The sequence below is a fragment of the Bradyrhizobium sp. URHA0013 genome, from assembly GCF_000518345.1.
Taxonomy (GTDB): domain Bacteria; phylum Pseudomonadota; class Alphaproteobacteria; order Rhizobiales; family Xanthobacteraceae; genus Bradyrhizobium.
On the sequence record NZ_JADK01000006.1, the window covers coordinates 92,806 to 106,865 of the forward strand.

The window sequence follows — 14,060 nt, forward strand, 5'->3', positions numbered from 1 at the left end:
GAAGGGAGAGGATCAGGTCGCACCCGCCCGGGGGCGGTGCTAGACCCTGATGCAGGAACAAAGGGGCGGGCCGGTATGGCACGTCCGCAAGGATGAAGGATTTGAGGCAATGATCCAAACCGTTGGCATCATCGGGGCAGGCACCATGGGGAACGGCATCGCGCAGATTTGTGCCGCGGCCGGACTTTCGGTCGTGATGGTCGATATTTCCGATGCGGCGGTGAACCGCGGGATTTCGACGGTCGGCGGCAGCCTCGAGCGCCTGGTCAAAAAGGAGAAGATGTCGGCGGGCGATCGCGACGCCACGCTCAAGCGCATCACCGGCACCACCGACCGCGCCAAGCTCGTCGATTGCGATCTCGTCATCGAGGCCGCGACCGAGAACGAGGAACTCAAGGTCAAGATCCTGAAGGATCTCTGTGCGACGCTGTCGCCACGCACGCTGCTCGCCACGAACACCTCGTCGATCTCGATCACGAAGCTCGCTGCGGCGACCGACCGCCCCGACCGCTTTATCGGCATGCACTTCTTCAATCCGGTTCCGGTCATGGCGCTGCTGGAGCTCATCCGCGGCCTGCAGACCTCCGACGACACCCATGCCAAGGCGCTCGATTTCGCCAAGCGCGTCGGCAAGGTGGCGATCACGGCCAAGAACAGCCCGGGCTTTGCCGTCAACCGCATCCTGTGTCCGATGATCAACGAGGCGATCTTCGCGCTGCAGGAGGGGATTGCGACGGCGGAAGAGATCGATGCCGGCATGAAGCTCGGCTGCAACCATCCGATCGGGCCGTTGGCGCTCGCCGATCTTGTCGGGCTCGACACCATGTTGTCGGTGATGGAGGTCTTTTACAAAGGCTTCAACGACCCCAAATACCGTCCAGCCCCCTTGCTCAAGGAAATGGTCGACGCCGGCCATCTCGGCCGCAAGACGGGGCAGGGCTTTTACACCTACAGCGCCTGACAACGGCGCGCGGCGGGCGTTGAGTGCTCGCCGCCGGACCCCGCGATTTGCGCTGCGACAAAGACGCCGCGCGCAATCGGCCCGACAATGTCGAATGGGCGGCCTGCGGGAACAACGGAACGGATAACAAGGGACATGTCGGATCGACTGAAGGCCGAGCGCGAGGCTGCGGCCGTGCGGCGGAATTTGCTGACCCTGGATGCAATCGAGCGCACCGGGATCACCGAAGAGATGATCGGGGAACTCGTCACCCGCTTCTACGGGCGCGTGCGCGAGGATGAGCTGTTGGGGCCGGTGTTCGCGGTCGTGCAGAATTGGGACGAGCATCTGGCCAAGCTCCGGGATTTCTGGTCGTGGGTCGTGCTGATGAGCGGCCGTTACCAGGGTTCGCCGATGCGGGCGCATATGCCACTGAACCTGATCGGAGATCATTTCGACCGCTGGCTCGATTTGTTCGAACAGACCGCGCGCGAGGTCTGCCCGCCGCAGGCCGCCGCGCTGTTCATCGACAGGGCGCGCCGCATCGCCGACAGCTTTGAGATGGCGTCGGCAACCTTGGCCGGTCGCATCGCTTCGCCGCGTCACCTGCTCCGCTCCTAGAATACAGAATGCCTGCCTGAGAAATGCGCAGGCGGCACTGATGGCGCTACGATCGCGCCGCGCGTCGGCGCATTGCACCAATACCGCTAGCATTTACCTGATCTGCAAAATCATCATGCCGGTCGCGTAGCGTGACGTTGCAATTAAAAAAATGCGCATAAACGCGCGTGTTCGCGTTCAATCAGCGCGAGCAAAACCGTGTGATGCACTGCAGTAAAAAATCTTTGCCTTTTTTTCGGCAGAGTTCCAGCGCCTGCTTGCAGACATGTCGCGTGCATCGTTCGATACATCCTCTTCATCCTCCGACAACACAGCGGAATCCGACGCTGACGCCTGCACGGGGCAAACCCGGCGGGCGCTATTGATGAGTGCGCTGGCCACCACGGCGTGCCTCGCCTGTTCCACGCAGGTCCACGCGGGCGAGGATGCGCCCGGCTCCGACGAGCGGCCTCAGAAGGGCGATCTGCTCGTGTTCTCCGAAGGCGATCAGGAGGGAAAGCCCGTGACCGCGGCCGATCTGTCGGCCGGCGGCCCGCCGGTGCATGCCTGGCCGAAAGACCCGAAGACGTCGGTCGTGCGCAGCGCCTCGCGCCTCAACGAGATTCTGATCATCCGCCTCGACCCCGCCGAGCTCGACGAGCAGACGAAAGCGCGCGCTGTCGACGGCATCCTCGCCTATTCGGCAATCTGCTCGCATGCCGGCTGTCCTGTCACGGCCTGGGTGAAGAGCGATGTCGGCGACAAGGAAGTGCTCAAATGCATGTGCCACAACTCCGAATACGATCCTCGCGCGGCCGCGCAGGTCGTGTTCGGGCCGGCGCCGCGACGGCTCGCTGCGCTGCCGCTGGCGCTGGCTGACGGCTCGCTCACCGTCGCCGGAAACTTCGTCGGAAAGGTAGGTGGCGCGCAGCCGGGATGATGGACGTGCGGGTTGTGCCCGCGTCACGAGAGGCCGCATCCGCCGATGGGCGGACGACGGGACGAACGACAAGAATTCAAAACAAGAATTCAAACGGATGAAAAAGGGGAACGTCCATGACCAGGAAGCAGTGGTTACTGTCCGGCTTCGTCGCCTTCACGTGTCTTGCGTCGACCGCCGCCGTATCAGGCCCGGTCGAGAACTACGCGCCGGTCACCGCGCAGCGGTTGGAAAACCCGGAGCCCTCCAACTGGATGCTGTACCGGCGGACCTATGACGGGCAGGGCTACAGCCCGCTAGACCAGATCAACACCTCGAATGTGAAGAACCTCACCCCGGTCTGGACCTTCGCGACCGGCGTCGTCGAAGGCCACGAGGCGCCGCCGATCGTCAACAACGGCGTGATGTTCGTGGCAACCCCGATGGGGCAGGTGATTGCGCTGAACGCCAAGACCGGCGACGAATATTGGCGCTACAAGCGGCAGCTCCCCGACGATCTGTTCCAGCTGCATCCGACCAGCCGCGGCGTCGGCCTCTGGGAGGACAAGCTCTATCTCGCCACCACCGACGACCATGTCGTCGCGCTCGACGCCAAGACCGGCAAGGTGGTGTGGGACACCAAGGTGCAGGACTACAAGAAGGGCCAGTACATGACCCTGATGCCGCTGATCGTCGACGGCAAGGTCATCGTTGGCGGCTCCGGTGGCGAGTTCGGCGTGCGCGGCTATGTCGCCGCCTATGATGCCAAGGACGGCAAGGAGTTGTGGAGGACTTATACGATTCCGGGCGAAGGCGAACCCGGCCACGACACCTGGCAGGGCGAGGACTGGAAGAACGGCGGCGGCTCGGCCTGGATGACCGGCAATTATGACAAGGACACCAAGACGATCTATTGGGGCGTCGGCAACGCCGCGCCGTGGCCCGGCGAGATGCATCCCGGCGACAATCTCTATACCTCCTCGGTACTCGCGCTCGATCCGAACACCGGCAAGATCAAGACTTATCACCAGTACCACCAGAACGATTCCTGGGATTGGGACGAGGTCGAAGCGCCGATGTTGATCGACCTGCAACGTGACGGTCGCAACATCAAGAGCCTGGTCCATCCGGGACGCGATGCGATCTTCTGGATACTCGAGCGCACGCCGACCAAGATCAACTACGTCGCCGGTTGGCCGTTCGTCTCCACTGACGTCTGGAAGGGCATCGACGCCGAGAGCGGCAGGCCGATCGTCGACCCCGCGCACAAGCCGATGGTCGGCAAGCGCGTGGAGTTCTGTCCGTCGCTGTGGGGCGGCAAGGATTGGCCGTCGGCGGCCTACAGCCAGAAGACCGGCCTCGTCTACGTACCCGCCAACGAGAATTTCTGCGGCGGGTTCACCGGCGAGAAGGTTCCGCTCAAGCCCGGCGAGCTCTGGCTCGGCACCAAGCCGGAGGACATCGGGCTGAAGACGAAGCCCGGGGCGGATCATTTCGGCGAGCTCCAGGCCTGGGATCCCGTTACGGGCAAGAAGATGTGGCAACACAACTTCCCGAAATCGCAGCTGTTCGGCTCGGTGACGGCGACCGCGGGCGATCTCGTCTTCGTGGGCGGCACCAACGACCGCAACTTCCGCGCCTTCAACGCGAAGTCCGGCGAGCTGCTGTGGGAGCAGAAGACCAACTCCGGCATCATGGGCATGCCGGTGTCTTATGAGATCGACGGCACGCAATACATCGCAATCCAGTCGGGATGGGGCGTGGATGCGCAGCGCATCCAGGATGCACTCGTGACCAACAATATCGGCATCGAAGCCAACGTGCCGCAAGGCGGCGTGATCTGGGTGTTCGCGCTCAAGAAATAAGCTCCGCTGGCGGATCGAAAGAAGCGGAGTGTCAGGGGGCAAATGCGGCGGACGGCAACGTCCGCCGCATTTTGCGTTGGCGTCTTCCCTTCGCTCCTTGCGGAAGAAGGTGGCGCGAAGCGCCGGATGAGGGGTTCCATCCGCGCATCTCAACGTGCGAGGCTCGCGCAGGCATACCCCTCACCCAGCGTGATCGTGGCAACCGGCGTCGCTGCCCTCTCCTGCAAGGGGAGAGGGCACAACGATGCGGTTCGGCGAAGAAGTAGAGCCGATAATCACGACGTCAAAACGCCAATGCGCAGATCGCTACTTCCCCTCGCGCTCGACCTTGTCCTTTTCCTTCTGGTTCATCTCGCGAACCTTGGGATCTGGATTGTGCTGCCCGGTGGTCTGGGTGGTCGAGGGCGGCGTGGCATTGGCGTTGGGCACAGAGTTCTGGTCCGGCGTACTGGGGCGCGTCGCCGTTGTCGGCGGCGTGGTGTTGCTCTGGGCGTATGCGCCAGTGGCCGTCAAAAGAAAGGCGCTCGACAGCAATGAGACTGCGAGCGCCTTTGAGATATGGGTCATCGATCTGCTCCTGTCAGATCGATGCAAACGGCGCGAGGCCGCCTTGTGTTCCCGCCTTTACGCTTCCAATTGCTTGCCGAGCGGAAGGCTGCGGATGCGCTTTCCGGTCGCAGCGAAGATGGCATTCATCAGCGCTGGCGCGAATGGCGGGACGCCGGGCTCGCCCACGCCGCTCGGCGGCGTGTCGGGTCCGGGCGGCACGATGTAGACGTTGGTCACCGCAGGGGATTCGTCGATCCTGAGGACCTGGAAGTCGTCGAAGTTCTTCTGCTGCACCTTGCCGTCCTTGAAGGTGATCTCGCCGTATTTCGCGAGACTGAGCCCCATGATCGCCGCGCCCTCGATCTGCGAGGCGATGCGCTCGGGGTTGACATAGGTGCCGCAGTCGATGGCGGTGTCCACCCGCGGCACCGTCAGCTTGCCCTTGTCGTCGACGGCCACCTCGACGATGGTCGCGATATAGCTGACGAAGCTGCGGTGCACGGCGATGCCGAGGCCATGGCCCTTAGGCACCTGTCGGCCCCATTCGCCCTTCTCGGCGACCAGCTCGACCACCTTGCGCAGGCGCGCGGTGTCGATCGGATAGCTGTCCAAGGGCTCGCCGTAGTTCCACATGTCCTTCACAGCAGGCTTGACGATGCGCGGGCTGCCGATCAGCGCGAGCAGCGTCTCCTTCTGGTCGCGGCCGGTTGCATGGGCGATCTCACCCACCATCGACTGCACCGCGAAGGCGCGCGGGATGTTCGAGACCGAGCGGAACCAGCCGATGCGGGTGAACGCCGCGGCCTCCGGGTTCTCGCAGGAGATGTTGGCGATCTCGAAGGGCATGTCGACGAGGCCCATGCCGAGCTCGAAGGGCGCCTCATGCTTTGCACCCGCCGCGAACGTCGAGGCGATGCTCGGGGCCACGCTGCGATGGCGCCAGGCGATCACCTTGCCGCTCTTGTCGAGCCCCGCCTCGATCCGTTCCACGGAGACCGTGTGCAGGAAATCGTGGCGGACGTCGTCCTCACGCGTCCACTGCACCTTGACGGGCACGCCGAGCTCCTTCGACAGCAGCGCGGCCTCGAGCGCGAAGTCGCATTTCGACTTGCGGCCGAAACCGCCGCCGAGCAGCGTGACGTTGACCGTGACATTGCCCTCGGGAATGCCGAGCGTCTTCGCGACGTCCTCGCGCGTGCCGCCCGGGCTTTGCACCGGCGCCCAGATCTCCGCTTTGTCACCCTTGACGTCGGCGACCGCCACCGGCGGCTCCATGCTGACATGGGCAAGGTGCGGCAGATAATATTCGCCGACAACGATCTTGTCGGCGCCCTTCAGAGCAGCCTCGGCGTCGCCTTCCTGGCGCACGACAAGGCCCGGCTTGCGCGAGGCCTCCTCGAGCTCCTTGCGGTAGGCGACGGAGTCGTATTTGCCGTTGGCGCCGTCGTCCCAGGTCAGCTTCAGCGCGTCGCGGCCCTTGATCGCCGCGCCGGTGTTGCGCGCGATCACGGCAACGCCGCCGAGCGGCTGGAATTTCGACGGCCACGGCCATCCGCGCACCTGCATCACCTTCTCGACGCCGGGGACCTTCAACGCCGCGTCCGGATCGAACTTGACCAGCTTGCCGCCGGTCACCGGCGGGCGCGCGATCACGGCATACTTCATGCCTGGCAGCCGCACGTCGGCGCCGTAACGCGCCTTGCCGGTGGTGATGTCATGGAGATCGACGATGCCGATCTGGCCCTTGCCGAGATAGCGGAAGTCCTTGGGGTCCTTCAGCTTGAGCCCTTCGATGCTCGGCACCGATTCCTTGGCGGCGTCGGCTGCGAGCTCGCCGAAGCCGAGCTTGCGGCTCGTCGCGCTGTGGACGACCTCGTGATTGACGGCCTTGACCTCGGTTGCCGGCACACCCCAGCGTTTCGCGGCGGCTTGCTCGAGCATGGTGCGTGCGGAGGCACCGATCTGGCGCATCGGCATCAAATAATGCCGCGTGCTGCGCGAGCCGTCGGTGTCCTGGTTGCCGAACTTGACCTCGTCGCCATGGGCCTGTTCCACCTTGACCCGCGACCAGTCGGCTTCCATCTCCTCAGCCACGATCAGCGGCAGGCTGGTGCGCACGCCCGTGCCCATCTCGGCGCGGTGGGCGAGGATGGTGACGGTGCCGTCGGGTGCGACCGCGACGAACACGCGCGGATCGACCACGACGCCGTGCGGCATCTTGCCGGCGCCGGTCTCGTAGGCGAACGCCTGGCGCGACATCACGGGAGCAGCGAGCACAAAGCCGCCGGTGATGCCGAGCCCCTTCAAGATGCTACGGCGCGAGACCTTTTCGACCCTGATGTTCTTCTCGAAGCCACGAAGCTTCCTCGGATTGTCGATGAAATTCATGTCACACTCCCGTCGATGCGAGATGGACCGCATTCTCGATGCGCTGGTAGCAGCCGCAGCGGCAGATGTTGCCGGACATCGCTTCGCGGATCTGGTCGTGCGACGGCTTTGGATTGTCCATTAGCAGCGCAGCGGCCTGCATGATCTGGCCTGCCTGGCAGAAGCCGCATTGGGGGACGTTGACCTGCCGCCAGGCCTTCTGCACCGGGTGATCGCCGTTCGGATGCAGTCCCTCGATCGTCGTGATCTCGCGGCCGGCGACGTCGTTGATCGACGTGATGCAGGCGCGCACAGCTTCCTTGTCGACGATGACGGTGCAGGCGCCGCACAGGGCCTGGCCACAGCCGAACTTGGTGCCGGTCAGTCCGGCCTCGTCGCGCAGGAACCAGAGTAGTGGGAGATCCGGGTCGCCGTCCCAGCTCTGTTCCTGGCCGTTGATCTTCACCTTGATCATGATCGTCCCTCGCTCTTCATAAGCTTGTTGATTTCAGATTTTCCAGATGCCGGTCGGTGCAATGTCCGCTGCGCGGCGTCGCATTCCTGCGGTCATCCCGCGCGGGCAGATCCCGGCAGGACTCAGGAATGCCAATTCATGTCCGGATGTGCTCGATACCTCCCGTCGTGTTCTTGATTATTGAATTTTGCGCGGCATCGTCACGACGCGATCTTAGTGGGATCGCTTCGGTCCGGTCACAGCCAAGTGTTCTCTCGTCAGCTGTTCTCGATGGGAAAAGATTGCAACGAAGGTTTGTCAAAAGCAGGGCGCCGCATCACGCCACGCGCCTCTTGAGATGGGCACAATAAAAAAAAGCTTCGTCCGCCAGAAGATCTGTGCGGACGAAGCAGGATGCCTCAGTCGAGGGAGGGAGAAACGCAGGGGCCGCGGACCTCAAGCAGGAAGCCGGCGGTCCTGCGCAGTCATTCAGAGACCAGGACTGAGGGAGCTGACGGTCCCACACAAGTGCAGTCGAGAAGCGGCGGCATCGCCGCGATTGTCCCGGGTCGGCTCCGTCCGCTCGCTGGGTGTGGTGGAACCAGCGAGCGGGCGGGCGCGGCAAACGTCAGGCGGCCTTTGCTCGGGCGGCCTTTGCTTAAGCGGCCTTTACTTAGGCGGCCTTGGCCTTCGCCACGTGGGTCGCGATGGCGTCCATCAGCGCCGGCGACAGGCAGTCATAGGGCTCGAGACCAAGCTCCTTGAACCGAGCCCGTATTCCGCCCATCTGCTCCGGCTTCACGCCCGATTCGATCACCGACGAAACGAAGGCGGCGAATTGCGGCGCCTGCGAACCCTGTTCCTGGAACAGTTCGGGGTGAATGAAGTCGAGGCCGTAGAACGGGTGACCCTTGTTCTCGATGCGGCCGTACATGTGCGTGCCGCAGGCCTTGCAGGCGTAGCGCTGGATCACCGCCGATGGATCGACGATCTGGAGCTTGTCGCCGTTCTCGAGCACGGTGACGTTCTGGCGGGGCACCACGGCGACGACGGAGAAATTCGCGCCCTGCGGTTTCCAGCACTTGGTGCAGCCACAGGCATGGTTATGCGCGACGTCGCCCTTGACGGCGACCTTGACCTGATGGTCGCTGCATTTACATGCGAGCGTGCCGCCGGCGAAGCTGCCGCTGCCCTGTTTGATGCCGTTATCGATCGAGGGATGGAGTGCAACAGTCATTGGTCGATCCTCCTTGGGGTGACGCTTTTCGAGTTAGAACACGACGACTGAACGGATCGATTTGCCCTCATGCATCAGGTCGAAGCCTTTGTTGATGTCTTCGAGCTTGAGCGTGTGGGTAATCATCGGGTCGATCTGGATCTTTCCGTTCATGTACCAGTCGACAATCTTCGGCACGTCGGTGCGGCCCCGCGCGCCGCCGAAGGCGGTGCCGCGCCAGTTTCGCCCGGTGACGAGCTGGAACGGGCGGGTCGCGATCTCCTTGCCGGATTCGGCAACGCCGATGATGATCGAGGTGCCCCAGCCACGATGGCAGGCTTCCAGCGCCTGGCGCATCACTGTGGTATTGCCGGTGCAGTCGAAGGTGTAGTCGGCGCCTCCGTCCGTCAGGGTCACGAGATGCGGGACGATGTCGCCCGTGATCTTCTTGGGATTGACGAAATCGGTCATGCCGAACCGGCGTCCCCATTCCTCCTTGGAGTCGTTGATGTCGACGCCGATGATCTTGTCCGCGCCAGCCATCTTGGCGCCCTGGATCACGTTGAGGCCGATGCCGCCGAGGCCGAACACGACCACGTTGGAGCCCGGTTCGACCTTTGCGGTGTTGACGACGGCACCGACGCCGGTGGTGACGCCGCAGCCGATGTAGCAGCTCTTGTCGAACGGCGCGTCCTCACGGATCTTGGCGACCGCGATCTCCGGCAGCACGGTGAAGTTCGAGAAGGTCGAACAGCCCATGTAGTGGTAGATCGGCTTGCCCTTGTAGGAGAAGCGGCTTGTGCCATCAGGCATCACGCCCTTGCCCTGCGTCGCGCGGATCGCGGTGCAGAGATTGGTCTTCTGGCTGAGGCAGCTTTTGCATTGCCGGCATTCCGGCGTGTAGAGCGGGATGACATGGTCGCCCGGCTTCACCGAGGTCACGCCAGGGCCGATCTCGCGGATGATGCCCGCGCCCTCATGGCCCAGGATCGACGGGAAGATTCCTTCGCTGTCGAAGCCGTCGAGCGTGTAAGCGTCGGTATGGCAGATGCCCGTCGCCTTGATCTCGACCAGGACTTCGCCGACCTTCGGTCCTTCCAGATCGACTTCGACGATCTCGAGCGGCTTCTTGGCTTCGAAAGCGACGGCGGCACGTGTCTTCATCTTAAGCTCCTCAAATTCCGGCAGGGCGCCAAGAACCAGGTCCTGGTCGGGCTCCGCACGTTCACTTCTTGCCCATGCACGAATCTTCGTTCTTGGTATAGGCGTCGTTCTTGTCGTCGTGCTTGCCAGGTCTGGTGCGGCCCCAGGCCTCGTTGGAGCGGGCGCGCAGATAGACGTAGAGATCGTCCATGTAGCAGGCGACGTTCGGGTTATCGCCGAAGGCCGGCATCACATTCTCTGCGGCAGTCGAGATGTTCTTGCGGCCGGAGGCGACGACGCCGAGAAAATCGGCATAGCTCATCGTCTTCAGCGAATCCTTGAGCGCCGGGGCGTAGGTCGAGCCCATGCCATCCGGGCCGTGACACACATGGCAGTCCGAGTGATAGCGGCGGTATCCGGAATAGGTATACCAGTCGACGGAGCCGTCGGTGATCTTGTAGGTTGGGTTGCCTTCCTTGTCGGACCATTCGCCGGTTTCGTTCTGCTTGACGGCAGTCGGGTCACCTGAGCCGTCCGCGACGGCAATTCCCCCGGACGCGATCAAGAACATCGCGGCAATGGCAGAGCAGATTTTACGCAAGAGATTTTCCTCGGAAGGCATTCGGTGAGACGAGCCGGCGCGTGGAGTTGATCCACGCGCCGGAGCGATGCTGAGAGGCCTAGTTGGGCAGCGAGAACACGGTCAGCGTACCGCCGAGAGCCGTGTAGTTGCTGAGCGCCGCGTAGCCACCGACTGCGCCGAGACCGGCGGTCGGATCGGTCAGACCTGCCGCCAGACCGATGCCAGCCCAGCCGCCCACGCCGGAGAGCACTGCGACATACTGCTTGCCGCCGTTCTCATAGGTGGTGACGTTGCCGATGATGCCGGAAGGAGTCTTGAACTTGTAGAGCTCCTTGCCGGTCTTGGCGTCGACTGCCTTCAGGTAGCCTTCGAGCGTTCCGTAGAACACCACGTTGCCTGCGGTTGCGAGCGCACCCGACCAGACCGAGAACTGCTCCTTGTTCGACCAGACGATCTTGCCGGTCTTGCCGTCCCAGGCGATGAAGTTACCCATGTGGGTTTCACCCTGCGGCGGATACATCGAGAGCGTCGCACCCACATAGGGCTGGCCCGCGGTGTAGCTCACCTTGAACGGTTCATAGTCCATGCAGACGTGGTTGGTCGGGACGTAGAACAGCTGCGTGTCCGGCGAGTAGGCTGCCGGCTGCTCGTCCTTGGTGCCGAGCGCGGCCGGGCAGATGCCCTTCACGTTGTGGTCCTCGCCCGCCTTGTCGGTCGAAGCTGCGTCGAGCACCTTCGGGCGGCCGTAGGTCGGCGAGTTCTTGTCCATGTCGACGCCAGAGGTCCAGTTCACCTTCGGATCGTACTTTTCGGCGACCAGGAGCTCACCGGTGGCACGATCGAGCGTGTAGCCGAGGCCGTTACGATCGAAGTGCGTCAGCAGCTTGCGCGGCTGGCCGTTGATCTGCTGGTCCGAGAGGATCATTTCGTTGACGCCGTCATAGTCCCACTCGTCGTGGGGCGTCATCTGATAAACCCACTTGGCCTGGCCGGTGTCAGGGTTGCGAGCCCAGATTGTCATCGACCATTTGTTGTCGCCGGGACGCTGCTTCGGATTCCAGGTCGAGGGATTGCCCGATCCGTAGTAGACGAGGTTCAGCTCGGGGTCGTAGGAGATCCAGCCCCAGGTGGCGCCGCCGCCGATCTTCCACTGATCGCCTTGCCAGGTCTTCAGGCTGGAGTCCTTGCCGACCGGCTTGCCGAGTGCGGTGGTCTTCTCGGCGTCGACCAGGATTTGATCATCCGGTCCTTCAGAGTAGCCGCGCCAAGCCAGCTTGCCGGTCTTGATGTCGTAGGCGCTCATATGCGCCTGAACACCGAACTCACCGCCGGAAATGCCGATCAGCACCTTGTCCTTGACGACGAGCGGCGCCGAGGTGCCGGTCTCGCCCTTGCCGGGATCGCCATTCTTGGCGGTCCATGCAACCTGACCGGTCTTGGCATCGAGCGCGACCAGGGTGGTGTCAGCCTGATGCAGGAAGATCTTGCCGTCGCCGTAAGATACGCCGCGGTTGACTGTGTCGCAGCACATCACGGGGATGACGTTCGGGTCCTGCTTCGGCTCATACTTCCAGACGATCTTGTTCTCGTTCGAAAGGTCAATAGCGTAGACCTTGTTCGGGAACGGTGTGTGGACGTACATCATGTTGCCGATGATCAGCGGGCCGCCTTCATGGCCGCGCAGCACGCCGGTCGAGAAGGTCCAGGCGACCTGGAGCTTGCCGACGTTTTGAGCATTGATCTGGTTGAGCTTGGAATAGCGGGTATTGGCATAGTCGCCCGCCGGCATCACCCAGTCTTTCGGGTTCTGCGCCATCTTGTTCAGCTCGTCATTGGCTGACGCGCTGCCTACGGCGAGAGCCGCAGCGGACCCAAGAAAGGTCGCCAGTAGTACCTTGCGCATAGTCATTCCTCCGTTGTCTCGTTTATTTTTCCGAAGCATTGCTCAATCACCGGGCTTCTCGTCCGGTGTCTGCTCGTGCAGGGCGGTCACATTTGGGACCAGAAACGATGCTGGGTGCTTTCTCCTCCTGATGAGAGCTACGGGTCCACGTGCAGGAGCGGCCCGTTTTTGTTGTTCCTGATGCATCCGTAGCGACTTCGCCATCGGGAAACTTGCCCAAGAGAGAAGCTGGTTTGCTTGACAGCGCACGGCCGCGAAGATTTTGATTTTGCAGTAGCGAATTCAGCGGCTTCCGCAGCGCTTTGGGACTGTCTTCCACGCTTAGGTTCCCCTTGACGGCGCTGCAACTAAGGCGGAGGATTAACTTCCAAGGGTGGCAATGGAACGATGGCGCTCGTTCCAGAAGATCGCTCAAAATCGAGGTAAACGTCACGCAATCACGGTTCAGGGCTCCGGCAGCGCGGCTCGCGATTCGCGTCAAAATCTCCGGATCAAACCAGTGGCTGGATTAATGTCCGACACAATTCACACGCTCTCGACGACGGGAATGACGCCGAAGCGGCAGATCCAGAGCTGGATTGACGGGCTGACGAGCCTGTGTGGGCATTTCGACGTCGATCCGCTGGAAGCGTCTTCGCTCGAAGGCCGCATCGACTACACCAGCGTCTCGCGCCTGAAGCTCTGCCAGATCGAGGTCAGCCAGCATCGCATCGCGCACACACTGGCGCGCGCCAAGGCCAACGAACACCCATATATCAAGATCCACTTCCAGACTTACGGCGTGTCCTATTTCGAGCAGGAAGGCCGCCACATCGAGATCAACCCGGGCGACATCATCGCCTATGACGTCTCCTGTCCGCATTCGATCATCAGCCCTGCTTTCACGCGCCACGACGTGGTGATCGTACCCAAGGCGCTGCTGCGCGACCGCGGGTTCCCGTCGCAGCGAATGCCGGCCTGCAAATTGACCTCACGCACGGGAACGGGGCGGATCGCCCACGATTTCGTCCATGCGACCTTCGACGAGGCGGCCAAGCTGTCGGCGAATAGTGCGGTCGGCGTCGCCGATTCGCTGATCGACCTCTTGCTGCTGCCGCTGCGCGAGGCGGACACGATGCTCGATCGCGTCGGTCCCGAAGCGACCTATGTGCGCGCGCAGTTCTTCATCCGCGAGCATTTGCGCGATCCGGATCTGTGCATCGACCAGATCTCCGGCGAGCTCGGCTGCTCCAAGCGTTATCTGCACATGCTGTTCTCGGAGCGCGGCACCACGGTGAGCGACTACATCTGGCAGGCGCGTCTTCAGAATTGCCGCCAGGAGCTCGAGGCCCACGCCGGCAAGACCATCACCGACGTCGCGTTCTCCTGGGGCTTCTCCAGCTCATCGCATTTCAGCCGGGTGTTCCGGAAATATTTTGGCGTAGTGCCGTCCTCGATCCACAAGGCGCAACAGGGCGCGGTTGCCGCGGACGAGCATTAGGCAAATGCCAGGTTCGGCGACGACGACGGTTGACCGTCGCG

At 62.8% G+C, this 14,060-nt stretch carries 12 protein-coding genes; 5 read left to right on the forward strand and 7 right to left on the reverse strand.

What is annotated here, in order from left to right:
* Positions 1-49 precede the first annotated feature (49 nt).
* The 4 genes from N551_RS0108050 to N551_RS0108065 all read left to right on the forward strand — a co-directional run bounded on the left by N551_RS0108050 (position 50) and on the right by N551_RS0108065 (position 4,324).
* Entirely contained in the window at positions 50-961 is a 912-nt protein-coding gene (locus tag N551_RS0108050; RefSeq protein ID WP_155809552.1) for a 3-hydroxybutyryl-CoA dehydrogenase, read from the forward strand.
* A 135-nt stretch (positions 962-1,096) separates the two neighbouring features.
* Positions 1,097-1,561 (forward strand): group III truncated hemoglobin, encoded by a 465-nt coding sequence (locus N551_RS0108055; protein ID WP_035961167.1) that lies wholly within the window; start codon positions 1,097-1,099, stop codon positions 1,559-1,561.
* A 265-nt stretch (positions 1,562-1,826) separates the two neighbouring features.
* Positions 1,827-2,480, forward strand: coding sequence for a ubiquinol-cytochrome c reductase iron-sulfur subunit (locus N551_RS0108060; RefSeq protein ID WP_027566529.1), 654 nt, complete (start codon positions 1,827-1,829; stop codon positions 2,478-2,480).
* Positions 2,481-2,596: 116 nt separating this feature from the next.
* Complete coding sequence (locus N551_RS0108065; RefSeq protein ID WP_027566530.1) at positions 2,597-4,324, forward strand: methanol/ethanol family PQQ-dependent dehydrogenase; 1,728 nt, start codon at positions 2,597-2,599, stop codon at positions 4,322-4,324.
* 306 nt (positions 4,325-4,630) lie between these two features.
* Here N551_RS0108065 and N551_RS0108070 read toward each other — a convergent pair whose 3' ends face one another.
* The 7 genes from N551_RS0108070 to xoxF5 all read right to left on the reverse strand — a co-directional run bounded on the left by N551_RS0108070 (position 4,631) and on the right by xoxF5 (position 12,539).
* Complete coding sequence (locus N551_RS0108070; RefSeq protein WP_027566531.1) at positions 4,631-4,891, reverse strand: hypothetical protein; 261 nt, start codon at positions 4,889-4,891, stop codon at positions 4,631-4,633.
* 57 nt (positions 4,892-4,948) lie between these two features.
* Positions 4,949-7,261, reverse strand: coding sequence for a molybdopterin cofactor-binding domain-containing protein (locus N551_RS0108075; RefSeq protein WP_027566532.1), 2,313 nt, complete (start codon positions 7,259-7,261; stop codon positions 4,949-4,951).
* A 1-nt stretch (position 7,262) separates the two neighbouring features.
* Entirely contained in the window at positions 7,263-7,715 is a 453-nt protein-coding gene (locus tag N551_RS0108080) for a (2Fe-2S)-binding protein (RefSeq protein WP_007601363.1), read from the reverse strand.
* Positions 7,716-8,367: 652 nt separating this feature from the next.
* Positions 8,368-8,931 carry an S-(hydroxymethyl)glutathione synthase gene (gene gfa / locus N551_RS0108085; RefSeq protein ID WP_027519384.1) on the reverse strand — a complete coding sequence of 188 codons (564 nt, stop codon included), beginning with the start codon at positions 8,929-8,931 and terminating at the stop codon, positions 8,368-8,370.
* 33 nt (positions 8,932-8,964) lie between these two features.
* Positions 8,965-10,074: an S-(hydroxymethyl)glutathione dehydrogenase/class III alcohol dehydrogenase gene (locus N551_RS0108090; RefSeq protein WP_027566533.1), complete on the reverse strand. Its 1,110-nt coding sequence runs from the start codon at positions 10,072-10,074 to the stop codon at positions 8,965-8,967.
* A 61-nt stretch (positions 10,075-10,135) separates the two neighbouring features.
* Positions 10,136-10,624: a c-type cytochrome, methanol metabolism-related gene (locus tag N551_RS0108095; protein WP_027566534.1), complete on the reverse strand. Its 489-nt coding sequence runs from the start codon at positions 10,622-10,624 to the stop codon at positions 10,136-10,138.
* A gap of 109 nt (positions 10,625-10,733) precedes the next feature.
* Positions 10,734-12,539, reverse strand: a complete 1,806-nt coding sequence (gene xoxF5, locus N551_RS0108100; RefSeq protein ID WP_027566535.1) for a lanthanide-dependent methanol dehydrogenase XoxF5 — start codon at positions 12,537-12,539, stop codon at positions 10,734-10,736.
* Between the two features lie 511 nt (positions 12,540-13,050).
* Between xoxF5 and N551_RS0108105 the strand changes: the two genes are divergently transcribed.
* The gene (locus tag N551_RS0108105; RefSeq protein WP_027566536.1) at positions 13,051-14,019 is read left to right on the forward strand and encodes a helix-turn-helix domain-containing protein; all 969 of its coding nucleotides are present in this window, start codon (positions 13,051-13,053) and stop codon (positions 14,017-14,019) included.
* Positions 14,020-14,060 lie beyond the last annotated feature (41 nt).

Bases quoted from the DNA above. Each gene is read 5' to 3' on its own strand.
- N551_RS0108050 (WP_155809552.1), top strand. From the start codon at position 50: ATGCAGGAACAAAGGGGCGGGCCGGTATGGCACGTCCGCAAGGATGAA.
- N551_RS0108080 (WP_007601363.1), bottom strand. From the start codon at position 7,715: ATGATCAAGGTGAAGATCAACGGCCAGGAACAGAGCTGGGACGGCGAC.
- N551_RS0108070 (WP_027566531.1), bottom strand. From the start codon at position 4,891: ATGACCCATATCTCAAAGGCGCTCGCAGTCTCATTGCTGTCGAGCGCC.
- N551_RS0108090 (WP_027566533.1), bottom strand. From the start codon at position 10,074: ATGAAGACACGTGCCGCCGTCGCTTTCGAAGCCAAGAAGCCGCTCGAG.
- N551_RS0108055 (WP_035961167.1), top strand. From the start codon at position 1,097: ATGTCGGATCGACTGAAGGCCGAGCGCGAGGCTGCGGCCGTGCGGCGG.
- N551_RS0108075 (WP_027566532.1), bottom strand. From the start codon at position 7,261: ATGAATTTCATCGACAATCCGAGGAAGCTTCGTGGCTTCGAGAAGAAC.
- N551_RS0108065 (WP_027566530.1), top strand. From the start codon at position 2,597: ATGACCAGGAAGCAGTGGTTACTGTCCGGCTTCGTCGCCTTCACGTGT.
- N551_RS0108060 (WP_027566529.1), top strand. From the start codon at position 1,827: ATGTCGCGTGCATCGTTCGATACATCCTCTTCATCCTCCGACAACACA.
- xoxF5 (WP_027566535.1), bottom strand. From the start codon at position 12,539: ATGCGCAAGGTACTACTGGCGACCTTTCTTGGGTCCGCTGCGGCTCTC.
- N551_RS0108105 (WP_027566536.1), top strand. From the start codon at position 13,051: ATGTCCGACACAATTCACACGCTCTCGACGACGGGAATGACGCCGAAG.
- N551_RS0108095 (WP_027566534.1), bottom strand. From the start codon at position 10,624: ATGTTCTTGATCGCGTCCGGGGGAATTGCCGTCGCGGACGGCTCAGGT.
- gfa (WP_027519384.1), bottom strand. From the start codon at position 8,931: ATGACTGTTGCACTCCATCCCTCGATCGATAACGGCATCAAACAGGGC.